The following is a 15,321-nucleotide window of genomic DNA, read 5'->3' on the forward strand; positions in this document are numbered from 1 at the left end:
CCCGTCACCACGTTGAACTTGGCCGTGGCATGGCCGCGATCCCGCGCGGCTTCGGCGGGGCCATAGCCCTTGCCCTTCTGCGTCTGGATGTGGACCAGGATCGGCCCGATCGCGCGTTGATGGACGGTGCGCAGCACCGGCAGCAACTGGTCCATGTCATGCCCGTTGATCGGCCCGAGGTAGGAAAACCCGAGGTTCTCGAAGAGCGTGCCGCCCACGGCCATGCCTTTGAGCATATCCTTGGCCCGTTTGGCCCCCTCGCGGAAGGGCTCGGGCAGCAGGCTCACCGCGCCTTTGGCGGCGGCTTTGAAGTCCTGAAACGGCGCTTCGGCGTAGAGGCGGCTCAGGTAGCTCGACATCGCGCCGACGGGCGGGGCGATGGACATCTCGTTGTCGTTGAGGATGACGATCAGGCGTTTCTTTAGGTCGCCCGCGTTGTTGAGCGCCTCATAGGCCATGCCCGCGCTCATCGCGCCATCGCCGATCACGGCAATCGCGTCGCCCAGCCCTTCGGGGATCACGCCGCCCAGATCGCGGCCCACCGCAAAGCCGAGCGCGGCTGAGATCGATGTCGAGCTATGCGCCGCGCCAAAGGGGTCGTAGGGGGATTCGCTGCGTTTGGTGAAGCCCGACAGCCCGTCCTTCATGCGCAGGCTGCGGATACGGTCGCGGCGTTCGGTGAGGATCTTGTGGGGGTAGCATTGGTGACTCACGTCCCAGATGATCTTGTCGCGCGGGGTGTCGAAGACCGCATGCAAAGCGACGGTCAGTTCGACCACGCCAAGCCCCGCGCCCAGATGTCCGCCGGTTTCCGACACGGCCGAGATCGTCTCGGCCCGCAATTCGCGCGCGACTTGGGTCAGTTCGGCATCGGACAGGTGTTTCAGGTCCGCAGGGCGGGTGACCTGATCAAGCAGGGGTGTGGCGGGTTTGTCACTCATCGGGGCCTCTCTGGTGCCGCATTGGCGCATGTGCCGCCCGGCTAGCTGTCGCGGGCAATAACGAAGGCGGCAGCGGCTCGCAAGCTCTGCGCCTCTGGTCCATATTCAGATAGGGCGTCGCAGGCCATGTCCACCAATTCGGCGGCGCGGGTCTTGGCTCCGGCCAGCCCGAGGTGGGACACGAAAGTGGCCTTGCCCGCCGCGTCGTCCTTGCCGACCGCCTTGCCGACCGTTTCGGCGTCGCCTTCGACATCAAGGATGTCATCCGCGATCTGAAAGGCGAGGCCGAGGTGTTTGGCGTAAGTCCCAAGGGCGGTGGCATCAGCACCGGCCATCCGTGGCCCGGCCATGGCGGACCATTCGATCAAGGCACCGGTCTTGCCTGCCTGAAGCGCCGTGATCTCGGCCAGCGACAGCGGCGCGGGGGCGGTTTCGGCGGCAATGTCCAACGCCTGTCCGCCGACCATGCCACCGACGCCTGCCGCTTGGGCGAGGCTGGTCATCAAGGTCAGACGCGCCTCTGCAGGGCAGGGCGCTTGGCCAAGGAGTTCAAAGGCCAGCGTTTGCAGCGCGTCACCGGCCAGAACGGCAGTGGCCTCATCCCATTTGCGGTGCACTGTGGGCTGGCCCCGGCGCAGATCGTCGTCATCCATGCAGGGCAGGTCGTCATGCACCAGCGAATAGGCATGCAGCGCCTCGATGGCTGCCGCCGCAGGGGCGGCCATGCCGGGGGCTTTGCCATGCAGCCGGGCGGATTCGATCACCAGAAAGCCGCGCAGCCCCTTGCCGCCGCCGCAGGCATAGCGCATCGCCTCGGCCACGGGGCCGTCATAGGCGCCGAGTGCTGTGTCGATCTGCGCTTGCGCCAGATCGCGGGCATGGGCGAGCGCCTCTGCCAGGGGACGGGGGGTGGTCTCTTGCATGTGGGCGGTCAAAGCCCTTCGACGGGTTTCAGCCCATTCGGGTTGCCGTCGCCGTCAAGCGTGATCGCGGCGACCTTCTCTTCGGCCTCTTTCAGCTTGGTCTCGCAGCGCGCCTTAAGCTTGGCCCCGCGTTCGTAAAGCGCGATGCTTTCGTCCAATGCGACATTGCCGTTTTCAAGCTGGCCCAAGACTTTCTCAAGCTCGGCCATGGCGGTCTCAAAGTTCATCTCTTCTACGGGTGTGTCGGACATTGCGCGCCTCGTTTTCGGAATTTCGCGCGACAATAGAACTTCGCGCCGCGCATTGCCAGCGGGCTTGCGTGATGAATTTTACCGGCCCGTTTCGGCAGGCGGGGCGGGGTCAGTCCGGGGCCAGCATATAGCCCGCGCCGCGCACGGTTTGCAGGTATTGCGGCTGTTTCGGATCGCTCTCGATCTTGCGGCGCAGGCGGGTGATTTGAACATCGACCGCGCGTTCCTGCGCCTGCCCCCGGTCGCGGCCCAATTCCTCGACCAATTTGGCACGGCTCAGCGCGACACCGGGCTGGGCGGCGAAGATCTTCATCAGCTGCACTTCGGTCGCGGTGAGGCGCACCAGATCGTCGCCCTGCCACATCTCGCCCCGCTCCATGTCATAGCGGATCACGCCGAGTGACAGCACCTTTGGCGCGGCGTCGGCAGCAGAGGTGTCGGGCATCCGGCGTAGGATGGCGTTAATGCGCAGCAGCAGTTCCTTCGGCTCGAAGGGTTTGGGCAGGTAATCATCCGCGCCGGCCTCAAGACCTTCAATGCGGTTGTCGGTCTCGCCCTTGGCGGTCAGCAACAGGATCGGCGTTTGCAGGGTTTCGCGCAAAGCGCGGGTCAGGGCCATGCCGTCTTCGCCGGGCATCATCACGTCAAGCACGATGAGGTCGAACTCCAATCCCGCCAGCACCCGTCGCGCATGGGCAGCGTCGCGTGCGGTGCTGACCAGAAAACCGTTCCGCATCAGGAACTTCTTCAACAGGCTGCGGATCCGCTCATCGTCGTCGACGACCAGCAGGTGCGGGTCGAGATCGTTCATGGGGCGCTTTCGCGCAGCCGGTCAAAGCTTTGGCGCATTTCGGGGTCCATCATGGCCTCCAATACCGTTCTGAAACCGGCCACGGCTTCGGGTCCGGCGGTGCGAAAGGCCAGACGCATCCGCGCGCGCTGCGCGTCCGATAGCTCCTGTTCCAGCTTGCGACCCTCGTCGGTCAGGAACAGATGCCGCTCGCGCTTGTCATTGCGGCCAACCTTGCTCTGCACCAGACCATCGGCGATCAGCGTGCGCAAGACACGGTTGAGCGATTGTTTCGTGACCCCAAGGATATTGAGCAGGTTGTTCACCGTCGTACCGGGGGCGCGGTTGATGAAGTGGATGGCGCGGTGATGCGCGCGGCCATAGGCCATATCGGCCAGAATCCGATCGGGATCGGCAGTGAAACCGCGATAGGCAAAGAACATCGCCTCGATCCCCTGCCGCAGTTGTTCGTCCGTCAAAAACAGCAGGCTGTCGCCGCTGCTAGGGGCCATCATGCGCCCGTCAGCCATAGTATGTCTCATTCTCTCTCGGGCCTGTTGGGGATCAGTTTACGTCAGCGTTGTTGACATTCCAATAGTGAAAGGCTATCGAATCTCGTGTTTTGCGCAATTAAATGTCTGCATCTGCCGATTGTTGCGCAATTTTTGAAAAGATAGCGCGTCATTTGGAGGGGAAACACCATGGCAGGCGGATATGACAACCGGGATGGGCACATCTGGATGGATGGCGAAATGGTGGATTGGCGCGAGGCCAATGTCCATATCCTGACCCATGCGATGCACTATGCGTCTTCGGTGTTTGAGGGCGAGCGTGCCTACAACGGCAAGATCTTCAAAAGCCGCGAGCACTCTGAGCGTCTCAAGCGGTCGGCGGAGATGATCGATTTCGAGATCCCCTACACGATTGATGAAATCGAAGCCGCCAAGGCCGAAGTCCTCGCCGCCTCTGGTCTGCAAGACGCCTATGTGCGTGCGGTCGCTTGGCGTGGTGTGGGCGAAGACATGGGTGTCGCCTCGGCCCGCAACCCGGTCCGCATGGCCATCGCGGCTTGGGAATGGGGTGCCTATTACGGCGACGCCAAGATGAAGGGCGCCAAGCTCGACATCTCCAAATGGAAGCGCCCCTCGCCCGAGACGATCCCGAGCCATGCCAAAGCGGCGGGTCTCTATATGATCTGCACCATGTCCAAACATGCGGCCGAGGCGAAGGGCTGCTCGGACGCGATGATGTATGACTACCGCGGCTATGTGGCCGAAGCGACAGGCGCGAATATCTTCTTCGTCAAGGATGGCGAAGTGCACACGCCGACGCCCGATTGCTTCCTCAACGGCATCACCCGGCAGACCGTGATCGACATGCTGCGCGAGAAAAACATCAAGGTCCACGAGCGCCACATCATGCCCGAGGAACTGGAAGGTTTCGAGCAGTGCTGGCTGACCGGCACCGCCGCCGAAGTGACCCCGGTCGGCCAGATCGGCGACTGGCATTTCGAGGTCGGCGCGCTGACGCGTGAGATCGCCTTGGACTATGAAAAGCTGGTGCGCAGCTAAACGCTGCCGCTGAACTTTGCCAAAGTTACGCCGCCGTCCTGCAAACCCTTGCGGACGGCGGTTGCAATTTGAACGGCCTCTGCGGTGTCGCCATGGAGGCAGATCGTGTCGATCCGGGTGGGAATGTGCTTGCCGCTCTCGGTGATGATCGCGCCTGCCTTGACCATCTCCACCATCCGCGCCGCTGCCGTTTCCGCATCATGGATCACCGCACCGGGCTTGCTGCGGTCGACCAGCGTCGCATCGTCGTTATAGGCGCGGTCGGCGAAAATCTCTCCGGCCCATTTGCAGCCCAGTGATTTCACCGCCCGTTCCTGCGCCGTGGCGGCCAGCACCATGACGATGAGGTCGGGCGCCACGCTCAGCGCCGCCTCATAGAGGTCGCGGGCCAGTTCCTCATCCTCAGACGCCATATTCGCCAGCGCCCCGTGCAGTTTCAGGTGGCGTACCTCAGCGCCGACGCTGCGTGCCATGCCGACGCTCGCGGCGACCTGATAGCGGATCTGGTTCTGCAAGGTGCCGCGCGGCACCGAGAGGCGGTTGCGGCCAAAACCGGCGAGGTCCATGAACCCCGGATGCGCGCCGATGCCGACGCCGTTTTCATCGGCCATGCGCATCGTCCCCGCCATGACGTCGGCGTCGCCCGCATGCCCGCCACAGGCGATATTGGCCGAGGTCACGACGCGCAGAAGCGCCGCGTCGTCGCCCATTTTCCAAGGGCCAAAGCTTTCGCCCATGTCGGCGTTGAGATCGACGGTTGTCATGTCTGCTCCTTCTCGAAGGGGTCGGCGGTGGCCGAAACCACGCCGGAGATCAGTTGATAGCCCAAGAGGTCACGGATGCGCGCCGGATCGCGCAACAGCGGTTGGCGGCGCTTGGGCAGGGCAGCAAGGTCAGCGCGGTGGCGCGTCTCGGCGGCCAGCGCTTCGTCGAGGTCGACGAACGCGAAGTGCAGCGCAGCACCCGGCTGCGCCTGCGCCACGATCGGCAGGTCGCAGGGGATCACCGTGCCGATGCGGGGGTAGCCGCCGGTGGTCTGGCATTCGCACATCAGCACGAAAGGGGCGCCGTCGCCGGTGATCTGGATGTCACCGGGGGTGATGACTTCGGACACGATGGTCAACTGCCCGCCGGTGGCGAAACCTTCGCCGTCATGATCCATCCGTGCGCCCATCCGGTTGGCGCGCGGATCACGGCGAAAGGTGGTTTCGGTGAACCGCTGGCGGGTTGCCTCGTCGAAGGCATCGGTCTGCATGGAGGCCACGATGCGCACCCGCTCGGCCCCGAATCGGCTGTCGCGGGGCAGGGTGAGGTTCGCCTCGCCGCCCTTATCGACCCCTAGCGGCAGGGTCTCACCACTTTGCAGCAGCGCGCCGATGCCAGCGGCCAGATGGCTGGCGCGGGCATTCATCACCGGCGCCACGTCAAACCCGCCGCCGACATGGAGGTAGCCATAGGCCCCGTCCCGCGCGCCGCCGATGGTCAGCTTGGCCCTGGCGGGCAGGAGGTGGCTGGCGTTCCAGGCGACCGGCTCGCCGTCGATGCTCACCTGCATCTGCGCCCCGGTCAGGGCGATGCGGGTGTCCTGATCGACCTCGAAACTGCCGCCGCTCCCGGCCATCTCAAGCGCGGCGCTGTCGGGATCTTGCCCCAGCAGGGCGGCCCCTTCGTGCAGGGAGGTCGGGTCCGCCGCGCCGCCATGGGTTAGGCCAACGGCGCGATAGCCGGTGCGACCAAGGTCTTGGATGGTCATGGCCGGACCGGCTTGAAGGATGGTCAGCGTGCCGCTCATGTCAGCGCCTCCCGCTCCGCGCCGCCGGTGGGGTCGTCGGCGATGCGGTCGAACTCTTGCCGGGTGATGGATGGGAAGATCAACTCATCGCCCGGGGACAGCGGAAAGGGCATATCGCTGCCGGGGCGGAAGGTGCGAAAGGCGGTTTGCCCGATGTGCCGCCAGCCGGTGGGGGAGGCATTGGTGAAGATGATCAACTGCCGGATCGCCGCGACCAGCGACCCCGGCGGCACCGATTTGGTCAGCCCCTGCTGGCGCGGAATGTCCCAATGCGGGGGCAGTTCGCCCATATAGGGCTGGCCGGGGGCGAAGCCGATGGTCAGCACCCGGACCCGCGCCTGTGACAGTTCCGCAATGGCCGCGTCGGGGTCGAGGCCCGCGGCCGCGGCGGCCTCCTCCAACTGCGGGGCGAGGTCGGTGCCATAGACCGTGGGCACATGCCACAGGCTGCGCCCGGCGGGAAGGGCTTCGGCGAACCAGTCGCGGGTTTCGAGCAGGTCGCGCAAGCGGTCGGTCATGGTGGCGATGGCCTCTTGAGAGACTTCGAACTGCACGAAGGTCGACACCAGCGAGGTGCTCGTCTCACTCACCTCGGGCCAGTCCTGTTCCTCCACCGCCGCGCGAAAGGCGAGGGCGGCGCGGTTGGCGGGTTCGGACATCTTCTCGGCAAAGGTGACCAATAGGCCGGAGAGGCCGACACTGCGGATGCGGGGCCAGTCAGTCATTGCGAAGCATCCTTTCGTAAAGGCGCGGCAGCAGCACCGGGGTCAGATACATCGGCAGTTGCCAGCAGCCGATAAAGATCATCAGCGGCGCGATGACCTCCGCAGGCAGCGCCACGAGAAACAGCGCGATATTGCGGTTGCCCGCACCGATCGCCAGTGGTCCGGCCACGGCGCGCAGCGGGCCGCGCCGGGTCAGCAGCAATGTGCCCGCCTGCAACAGATAGCTTAGGGCGAAGGCCAGCAGCGTCCAGCCCGCCACGGCCCATGGATCGCTGCGCAGCGCCGGGTCCAGCGCCGCCATCAACCCCACCACGATGACCGAGAAGGCGAGCACCGATGCGCCATCCAGCGCCTCGGTCTGGCGCGGGGTGGGATGGGGCAGTAAGACATGGCGCAGGGCAAAGCCCAGCCCCGTCGCGCCAAGGATCACCGCCAAGAGCCGCAGGGCGGCGAGGGCGATTTCCGAGGCCGGGCCGAGTTGCGGCAGGGCCGCCAGCACCGGCAGGACGGTCAGCGGAAAAGCAGCGGTGCCCAGCACCATGAGCTGCATCATCCGCCCCGCGTCGAGCCGCATGAGCAGCGCGAGGTTCACGCTGCCCGTCAGCGCCGGGGCCGCCGCGGCAAGCGTCACGGCCAATGCCGCAGGGGTCTGCCCCAGCCCGGCCAGCACGAAGCCCGCCAGCAGCAACAGAGGCAGCAGCGTCTGCAAGGCCAGCACCGAGGCCAGCCCCCAGATGAGATCGCGCACTGCACCAAGGGCCGCGCGGTGCCCGATCCTGAGCGCGGTGATCGTCAGAAGGGCCGCCACCATCTGCGGCAACCACCCGGCCAGCGCCGCCGCAAGGCTGGGCAGGGCCAGCCCCGCCAGCAGCCCGACGATCAGGCAGGCCCGCGCATGGCGCGAGGCCAGTCTCAGCATATAGCGCATGGCCCTTCACCGCTAAACCGGTGCGCTGCGCAGGTTTTCGGGCAGCCATGTCGCCACCTCGGGGAACCAGATCAGCACGAAGACCATAAAGACCATGATCGCGAACATCGGCAGCGCGGCCTTGGTGATATAGCCCATCTCGTGATTGGTCATGCCTTGCAGCACGAAGAGGTTGAAGCCAATCGGCGGGGTGATCTGCGCCATTTCGACGACCACGACCACGAAGATACCGAACCAAATCAGATCGATGCCCGCGCCGCGCACCATTGGCTCGACCACCGCCATGGTCAGCACGACCGAGGAGATGCCGTCGAGGAACATGCCCAGCACGATGTAGAAGACCAAGAGCGCCATCAGAAGCTCGAAGCGCGACAGCTCCATCGCCGCGATCCCGTCGGCCAGCGCGCGGGGCAGACCGGTGAAGCCCATCGACAGTTTCAGGAAGGCCGCGCCCGCAAGGATCAGTGCGATCATCGCAGAGGTGCGCATCGCCCCCATCAGGCTCTCGCGGAAGCTGTGCCAGTTCAGCGAGCCTTGGAACAGCGCCAGCGTGAGGGAGCCGATGACGCCGATGGCCGCCGCCTCGGTCGCCGTGGCAAAGCCGAGGTACATGGACCCGATCACGACCGTGATCAGCGCAAAGACCGGCAGCAAGAAACGCGAGTTGCGCAGCTTTTCGCCAAAGCTCATCCCGGTCTCTGCATCGGGGTTCCAGTCCTTCGACAGCATGCTGGTGACGGCGACATAACCCATGAACATCAGCGCCAGCAGCAGCCCCGGCAGCACGCCCGCGAAGAACAGTTTGGTGATGCTTTCGTTCACCGTCACGCCGTAGACGATCAGCGCCAGCGACGGCGGGATCATCAGCCCCAGCGTTGCCGCACCCGCCAGCGTGCCGATGATCATCTTTTCAGGATAGTTGCGCGCGCGCAGTTCGGGGATCGACATCTTGCCCACGGTGGTCAGCGTCGCGGCGGAGGAGCCGGACACGGCAGCAAAGACCGTGCAGCCGACGATATTGGTATGCACCAGCCCGCCCGGCAGTTTGGCCAGCCACGGCGATAGCCCGCGAAACATGTCTTGCGACAGGCGCGTGCGGTAAAGGATTTCGCCCATCCAGACAAAGAGCGGCAGCGCGGTCAGCGTCCAGCTTGAGGAACTGGCCCAGATCGTGGTGATCATGGCGTCGCCCACGGGGCGGGTGGTGAAAAGCTCCATCCCGACCCAAGCCACGCCCATCAGGGCGAGGCCAACCCAGACACCGGTGCCGAGCAGGAAGAAGAGAACGATCAGAAACAGGGTAATGGCATAGATCTCGGTCATGGCGTCATTCCCCGAAGCTTTGATCGACTAGGTCACGGGTGACGCGGTGGTCGCCCTTGAAGATGAGGTGCAAAAGATTGTCGGTCAGCGCGATGGCAAGGATGCCGCCGCCGATGACCATGACGGATTGCGGTATCCAGAGTGCGGTGGCGTCTTGGTCTTGGCTGACTTCGTTGAACTTCCACGACCAGTAGACGAACCAATAGGCGTAGTAAGTGAAATACCACGCGACCGCAGCCGCCACGGCGAAACACCAGATATCCAGCAGCCGCTTCCCGCCCGCGCTCAGCGCGTTAAGCAGGATCGACACGCGGATATGCGAGCCGCGGTTGAGCGCATTGGCGAAGGCAAGGAAACTGGCCCCGGCCATGGCATAGCCCGCATAGCTGGCAGCGCCCGGAAAGACATTGCCGGTCCAGCGGGCGACCATCTGGGCCACGATCAAGGTAAGGATGGCCACCAGACAGAGCGCGGCAAGCGCCCCCGCCCCGGTATATAGCCCGTCCAATAGTCTGCGCAGCGCCTTCATGCGGCTCTCCCTCCGTCAAATCATGCCCGGGCACGAGAACGGCGGCCCGAGTGACGGGCCGCCGCAGGTTTCGTGATTACTGCATCGCCTTGTAGTCGTCGACGATCGCCTGACCGTCTTCGCCCGCGGCTTCGAGCCACTCTTGCGTCATGGTCTCACCCACTTCGCGCAGGCCCGACATCAGCTCTTCGCTGGCCGGTTCCACGTTCATGCCGCCTTCGCGCAGCCCATCATAGGTGAACTGGGTGTAGTCCTTGGACGCTTGCAGGCCACGCTCTTCGGCCTCGGTCGCGCAGGTGGTGATCGCCTCTTTGTTCGCGTCCGAGACTTCGGCCCAGACATCGGCGTTGATCATCACATAGTTGCGCGGCAGCCATGCGTCGACTTCGTAGAAATGCGTCAGGCTCTCCCAGACCTTCTGGTCGTAGCCGGTGGCGCCCGAGGAAATCATCGACTCGGCCACGCCGGTGGCGAAGGCTTGGCTGACTTCGGCAGCTTCGATGGTCACCGGCGACATGCCGGTCAGTTCCGCCAGACGCGCGGTGGTGTTGTTGTAAGAGCGGAACTTCACGCCCTTCATGTCCTCGACCGAGTCGACTTCTTTTTTGAAGTAGAGCCCTTGGGGCGGCCATGGCACGTTATAAAGCAAGACGAGGTTCTGCTCTTCCAACACGGATTCAACCTTGGGCTTGGCGGCTTCCCAAAGCTGAGCGCTGGCCTCGAAAGAGGGCGCGAGGAAGGGGATGGAGTCAAAGCCGAAGACCGCGTTCTCGTTCTGGTGGCCTGAGAGCAGACGCTCGCCCAGTTGGACCTGCCCGGTCTGGATCGCGCGCTTGATGTCCGCGCCAGCAAAGAGGGCGCCGCCCGGGTGCACGGTGATCTCGATCTCGCCGCCGGTCTTCTCGCCCACGCATTCGGCGAATTGCACGCCGTTCTCGGAGTGGAAGTTCGAGGCCGAATAGGCCATCGGCATGTCCCATTTCTCGGCCGCGAAGGCGGGCATGGCGGTGCCCAGCGTCAGGGCGGTCATCGCCGCGCCGGCCATCAGTCTTGCTGTCAGTGTCATGTGGTTTCTCCCTTGTTGTTGCAGTCCCACGCTTGGCGTCATCCGTCGAAGCGTTGGGGGTGATACGGGGTCAGATCGGTGTTTGGCGTCTGCCCCGTGATCAATCCGGCGATCAGTCGGCCCGTTTTCGGCCCGCCCGTCAACCCGATGTGATGATGCCCGAAGGCAGTGTAGACCCGGCTCGTCCCGATCTGCCCGATCAGGGGCAGCGAGTCGCTGGGGGCGGGTCGGTGCCCCAGCCATTCGATCTCTTCCGTGGCGGTGAGATGGGGGAAGGCGGCCTTGGCCTGTCGGCGCAGCAGCGCCAGTGGCGCTTTGGACGCGCCCGCCTGCAGCCCGCCGAACTCGACGATCCCGGCACAGCGCAGCCCTTCGGCCATGGGCGTGGCGACAAATTTGCCCGCCGCCATCATGGTGGGGCGCGATGGGCCGCCCTCGGCATCCTTGAAGACGATGTGGTAGCCGCGTTCGGATTCCAGCGGCACGTTGATCCCCAGTTTGCGCATGAGCGGTTTCGACCAGACACCAGTCGCCAGCAGCACGTCATCGCAGGGCAGGGGGCCTTGGTCGGTGAGGACCGAAGTGACTTCTTCGTCGGTGATCGCCACGTCCTGCACCTCGGCCTGCCGGATGGTGCCGCCCATCCCCTCGAAAGCCTTGGCCAAAGCCCGGACATAGCCGCCGGGGTCGGCGATGAAACCGTGGTCGGCCAGCCGTGCGATGCAGGTGATCTGCGGGCCATAGGCCGGGTCGAATTCCCTGACCGCGCCGCCTTCGATGATTTCCGGCTCGAAACCCGCCTCGCGGCGCAGCGCCCATGTGTAGGCTTCAGCCTCGAAGGCCGCGCGGTTGGTATAGGCAAAGCAATAGTCACTGTCGCGGACCCAGTCCTCCAGCCCCAGATCGGCGCAGAGAGCTTTGTGCTGCGCCACGCTGTCGCTCACGATGGGCACCAACCCGGCAGAGATGCGGCGGGTATCGCGGTCATTGGCGTGGGCCATGTAGCGGCGCAGCCATGGCAGCAGGCGGGGCAGATAGGGCCAGCGCAGGAACAGCGGAAACTCAGGGTCGCGCAGCATCCCCGGTGATTTGCGCAGCAGGCCCGGGCCGGTCACCGGCGCGACGCCCGCCGCCGCCAGCACGCCACCATTGCCATGCGAGGTGCCGCGCCCCGGCTCGGCCCGGTCGACGAGCGTTACCTCCGCCCCGGCGCGGCGCAGCCAGATCGCGGCAGAGACGCCGACAATCCCGGCGCCGATAACGACGACATGCTGGCTCATAGGTGGCGGCTTTCGATTTCGCGTTGGGTCATGGCTTGTTTCCTTTGGGGCATCTTTTACACAAAAAATCACCACGTCAACAAAATGCTGATAAAATGTCATCGTTAGGGTTTCGCTTGTCTCGCCCTGCCCGCAAAGGCACCCTGCGCCCAAACGGAGGGCATATGACAAACGAGACGGGCGCGCGGCTGGGAATCCTCATGCTGGACACGCGGTTTCCCCGCATTCTGGGGGATGTCGGCCATGCGGGCAGCTGGGATTTCCCGGTGCGCTATGCGGTGGTGCCGGGGGCCACGCCTGAAGCGATCGTGTGCGACGATATCGACCCCTTCGTGCAGGCCTTCATCGCGGTGGGGCGCGACTTGATCGCCGAAGGCTGCACCGGCATTGCCACCACCTGCGGGTTCTTGGCGCTGATCCGGCCTCGCCTCGCCGAAGCGCTGGGCGTGCCCGTTGCCGCCTCTGCGTTGGAGCAGGCGGGGCAGATCGCCGCCTGCCTGCCGCCGGGGCAAAGGGTGGGCATCTTGACGATCTCCGCCGCAACGCTTTCGCCCGCCCATCTGCGCGCGGCGGGGGTGCCCGAGGGCAGCCCGGTGGTGGGGATGGAGGGCAGCGGCTTCGCCCGAACGATCCTCGGCAATCTGCCCGACCTCGACGTGGCGCAGGCGCGGGCCGAGATGGTGCAGGCAGCGCAGCAGTTGGTGGAGGCCCACGCGGATGTCGGCGCGATCCTTTTGGAATGCACGAATATGGTGCCATATGCCTCCGACATCGCGGCGGCGACCGGGCGGCCCGTGCATTCGATCCACAGCTATCTCAACTGGTTTCACGCAGGGCTGCTGCCGCCCCGTTTCGGCTAATGTGGCAGGCGCAGCCAACCGTCGGTGACGCTGATCCGGCTCACCCCGGCCAGCGGGAGGAGGCGGTGCAGCTCTGCCTCGAAGGCCGCTTGCCGGCCCTTGCCCCAGCGAACCCCGCGTTCCGGCCAGAGCGCGGTAACGCGCAAGACGTCCAGATCGCGATGCGCCTTCATATCGACCCGTCCCACCAGCCTGTCGCCCTGTAGCAGCGGAAAGACATAATAGCCGTATTCGCGCTGCGCCTCGGGCACGAAGACCTCGATCCGGTAGTCGAAACCGAAAAGCCGGGCGGCGCGTTTGCGGTCGCGCAGGGCGGGGTCGAAGGGGCTAAGCACCCGGAGCCGTTTGGGCGGTTCGCGGGTCAGGGCGGGGTCATCGGCCCAGCCGGGGCGGGCAAAGGCGGGGCGCAGGCTGCCGTCGGCGGCCTCAATGTCGATCTCCTCCAGCCGCCCCGCGCCTTGTTCTGCCGCGCACCAGCCGCGCGCCTCGGCGGGGGAGATATGGGCCCAGAAGGCGGCCAATTCCCCTGCCGTGGCAAAACCCAAGCGCGCCAGCGCCTGATCGCAGCACCAGTCGATCGTCTGCTCTATGTCGGGGGCATGCGCCGGGTCGCGCAGCGCGGCGGGGACCACCCGCTCGGTCAGGTCATAGCGCTTGCGAAACCCCTCGCGCCCGGTCACAGCCAGCGCGCCGCTGCGCCACAGATACTCCAGCGCGGTTTTCGACGGATGCCATTGCCACCAGCCCCCGCTGCTACGCGGCTCGTCCCGGCCCACGTCGGATGAGGTGACACTGCCCTCGGCCCGGACCTGCGCGAGCACGTTTTGCATCTGTGTTTCGAAGTCGTGCCGCTGCCAATCCTTCCAGCGGCCCAGCAGCTTGGCCGCATCGCGGGTTCGGCGCAGATGCCATTGCGGGTAGAATTCCATCGGGATGACGGCGGCGTCATGGGTCCAATGCTCAAACAGCGCCCGGTCTTTTTCATAAAGCCGCTTGAGCGCAGCGGGGCGATAGCGCGGACGGCGGGCGAACAGGATCAGATCATGCGCCCGCGCCACCGTGTTGATGCTGTCGAGTTGCACAAAGCCCAGATCATGGATCAGCTTGAGCAGTGCCGCGCCCTTGGCCGGGCCCTGCGGCGGATCGGACAGCAGGTGACGCGCCAGAAACAACCGCCGCGCGGCGGCATTGCCGAGCCTTGGGCGGCTCACCCCTGACGGCGGCGGCGCAGGGTATCGCCGAGTGACAGCGTCGGGGTCAGGGTGACCTGGGTTTGCATCTCGAGGTCCGGCTCGGGCTGGGTCTGGTTGAGGATGATCCGCGCCGCCGCCTGGCCGATCTCGTTCCGGCAAGCATCCATCGTTGCCAATTGACGCGGCAGGCCCTGTAGCAATTCGACATTGTTGAACCCGGCAAGGCCTATCTGGCCAGGAATGTCGATGCCTTGGTCGATCAGATGCAGCAGACCGCCCGCACCGATCATGTCGTTGGAGTAATAGAGGAAATCAAGGTCGGGCGAGCGTTCGAGCATCTCTTGCGTCATCTCGCGCCCCTTGGCCAGCGCGGAGCCGCCGGAGTAAAAGGCCCGGTCTTCGATCTCGACCCCCGCTTTGGCGAGCCCTTCGGTGAAACCTTCAAACCGTTTGCGCGCGCGGTGGTCGAGGGGCATTTTCGTGCCCATGAAGCCAATCCGCTCATAGCCCTCGCGCAGGATCGCCTGCGCCATCTCGCGCCCGGCGCGGCGGTGGGAGATCCCCACCATCGCATCGACGGGTTTGCCATCGGTGTCCATGATCTCGACCACCGGAATGCCCGCATTGCGCAGCATGGCGCGGGTGGCGTCGGAATGCTCCAACCCCGCAATGATCACCCCAGAGGGCCGCCATGAGAGCATCTCATAAAGCACCCGCTCTTCCTTCTCGGGCAGGTAGTCCGTCACCCCCACGACTGGCTGCAGCGGCGTGTCTTCGAGCACTTGGTTGATGCCGTTCAGGACTTCGGGGAACACCATATTGCCCAGTGAAGGGATCACGACCGCCACAAGGTTCACGCGCTGGCTGGCCAGCGATCCGGCGATCTGATTGGGCACATAGCCAAGCGCCTTGGCGGCGGCGAGAACACGGTTGCGGGTGGCTTCCGACACGTCACCGCGCTTGCGCAGGACGCGGCTGACCGTCATCTCGGAAACGCCGCAAGCATCGGACACATCACGCAGGGTCAACGGGCGTTTGGGGGGTGTGGTCAATTTGGTTTTCCTGTTTGCCTCACCCATAGGTAGCGCGAAGCGGGAGGCGCGATCAAGCATTGCCGCAGCCCTGCTGCGAGGCGCAGTCATTGGGTTG

Annotated in this window: 17 protein-coding genes; 2 read left to right on the forward strand and 15 right to left on the reverse strand. The window is 65.1% G+C overall.

The features are described 5' to 3' along the window. The 5 genes from ACGYLA_RS04265 to ACGYLA_RS04285 all read right to left on the reverse strand — a co-directional run. The coding region (locus ACGYLA_RS04265) for a 1-deoxy-D-xylulose-5-phosphate synthase N-terminal domain-containing protein (protein ID WP_394430582.1) at positions 1–941 on the reverse strand (941 nt) is incomplete at its 3' end. A gap of 41 nt (positions 942–982) precedes the next feature. Then, positions 983–1,864, reverse strand: a complete 882-nt coding sequence (locus ACGYLA_RS04270) for a polyprenyl synthetase family protein (protein ID WP_394430584.1) — start codon at positions 1,862–1,864, stop codon at positions 983–985. 8 nt (positions 1,865–1,872) lie between these two features. Further along, a complete protein-coding gene (locus ACGYLA_RS04275) occupies positions 1,873–2,115 on the reverse strand; it encodes an exodeoxyribonuclease VII small subunit (RefSeq protein ID WP_067264990.1) in 243 nt (80 codons plus the stop codon). A gap of 109 nt (positions 2,116–2,224) precedes the next feature. Continuing rightward, entirely contained in the window at positions 2,225–2,926 is a 702-nt protein-coding gene (locus ACGYLA_RS04280; protein ID WP_394409504.1) for a response regulator, read from the reverse strand. Then, the gene (locus ACGYLA_RS04285) at positions 2,923–3,435 is read right to left on the reverse strand and encodes a MarR family winged helix-turn-helix transcriptional regulator (RefSeq protein ID WP_067264985.1); all 513 of its coding nucleotides are present in this window, start codon (positions 3,433–3,435) and stop codon (positions 2,923–2,925) included. Before ACGYLA_RS04285 ends, ACGYLA_RS04280 begins: the two co-directional genes overlap by 4 nt. Positions 3,436–3,606: 171 nt before the next feature. Here ACGYLA_RS04285 and ACGYLA_RS04290 point away from each other — a divergent pair, with 171 nt between their 5' ends. Then, complete coding sequence (locus ACGYLA_RS04290) at positions 3,607–4,476, forward strand: branched-chain amino acid aminotransferase (protein ID WP_067264982.1); 870 nt, start codon at positions 3,607–3,609, stop codon at positions 4,474–4,476. Here the strand turns inward: ACGYLA_RS04290 and ACGYLA_RS04295 are convergent. The 8 genes from ACGYLA_RS04295 to ACGYLA_RS04330 all read right to left on the reverse strand — a co-directional run bounded on the left by ACGYLA_RS04295 (position 4,473) and on the right by ACGYLA_RS04330 (position 12,119). After that, positions 4,473–5,240 (reverse strand): LamB/YcsF family protein, encoded by a 768-nt coding sequence (locus tag ACGYLA_RS04295; protein ID WP_394430587.1) that lies wholly within the window; start codon positions 5,238–5,240, stop codon positions 4,473–4,475. The genes ACGYLA_RS04290 and ACGYLA_RS04295 overlap by 4 nt on opposite strands. Then, positions 5,237–6,268: a biotin-dependent carboxyltransferase family protein gene (locus ACGYLA_RS04300; protein ID WP_394430589.1), complete on the reverse strand. Its 1,032-nt coding sequence runs from the start codon at positions 6,266–6,268 to the stop codon at positions 5,237–5,239. The genes ACGYLA_RS04295 and ACGYLA_RS04300 overlap by 4 nt, the downstream gene beginning before the upstream one ends. Further along, positions 6,265–6,993, reverse strand: a complete 729-nt coding sequence (locus ACGYLA_RS04305; RefSeq protein WP_394430591.1) for an allophanate hydrolase subunit 1 — start codon at positions 6,991–6,993, stop codon at positions 6,265–6,267. The genes ACGYLA_RS04300 and ACGYLA_RS04305 overlap by 4 nt, the downstream gene beginning before the upstream one ends. Further along, positions 6,986–7,921 (reverse strand): hypothetical protein, encoded by a 936-nt coding sequence (locus ACGYLA_RS04310; RefSeq protein ID WP_394430593.1) that lies wholly within the window; start codon positions 7,919–7,921, stop codon positions 6,986–6,988. The genes ACGYLA_RS04305 and ACGYLA_RS04310 overlap by 8 nt, the downstream gene beginning before the upstream one ends. A 12-nt stretch (positions 7,922–7,933) precedes the next feature. Beyond that, a complete protein-coding gene (locus tag ACGYLA_RS04315) occupies positions 7,934–9,244 on the reverse strand; it encodes a TRAP transporter large permease (RefSeq protein ID WP_394430595.1) in 1,311 nt (436 codons plus the stop codon). Positions 9,245–9,248: 4 nt separating this feature from the next. Continuing rightward, complete coding sequence (locus tag ACGYLA_RS04320; protein ID WP_276153815.1) at positions 9,249–9,773, reverse strand: TRAP transporter small permease; 525 nt, start codon at positions 9,771–9,773, stop codon at positions 9,249–9,251. Between the two features lie 76 nt (positions 9,774–9,849). Beyond that, entirely contained in the window at positions 9,850–10,839 is a 990-nt protein-coding gene (locus ACGYLA_RS04325; protein ID WP_271688759.1) for a TRAP transporter substrate-binding protein, read from the reverse strand. Between the two features lie 38 nt (positions 10,840–10,877). Then, complete coding sequence (locus ACGYLA_RS04330) at positions 10,878–12,119, reverse strand: NAD(P)/FAD-dependent oxidoreductase (protein WP_394430598.1); 1,242 nt, start codon at positions 12,117–12,119, stop codon at positions 10,878–10,880. A 164-nt stretch (positions 12,120–12,283) separates the two neighbouring features. On the opposite strand from ACGYLA_RS04330, the gene ACGYLA_RS04335 reads away from it, so the two are divergent. Next, entirely contained in the window at positions 12,284–12,979 is a 696-nt protein-coding gene (locus tag ACGYLA_RS04335) for an aspartate/glutamate racemase family protein (protein WP_394430600.1), read from the forward strand. Here ACGYLA_RS04335 and ACGYLA_RS04340 read toward each other — a convergent pair. Together ACGYLA_RS04340 and ACGYLA_RS04345 are read right to left on the reverse strand one after the other, a co-directional pair. Next, positions 12,976–14,190, reverse strand: a complete 1,215-nt coding sequence (locus ACGYLA_RS04340; RefSeq protein WP_394430602.1) for a winged helix-turn-helix domain-containing protein — start codon at positions 14,188–14,190, stop codon at positions 12,976–12,978. The genes ACGYLA_RS04335 and ACGYLA_RS04340 overlap by 4 nt on opposite strands. Further along, positions 14,187–15,224, reverse strand: a complete 1,038-nt coding sequence (locus tag ACGYLA_RS04345; protein ID WP_394430604.1) for a LacI family DNA-binding transcriptional regulator — start codon at positions 15,222–15,224, stop codon at positions 14,187–14,189. The genes ACGYLA_RS04340 and ACGYLA_RS04345 overlap by 4 nt, the downstream gene beginning before the upstream one ends. Positions 15,225–15,321: the final 97 nt, after the last annotated feature.

Origin of the sequence: Sulfitobacter sp. 1A13679, from assembly GCF_043557115.1 — a bacterium.
GTDB classification, from domain to species: domain Bacteria; phylum Pseudomonadota; class Alphaproteobacteria; order Rhodobacterales; family Rhodobacteraceae; genus Sulfitobacter; species Sulfitobacter faviae.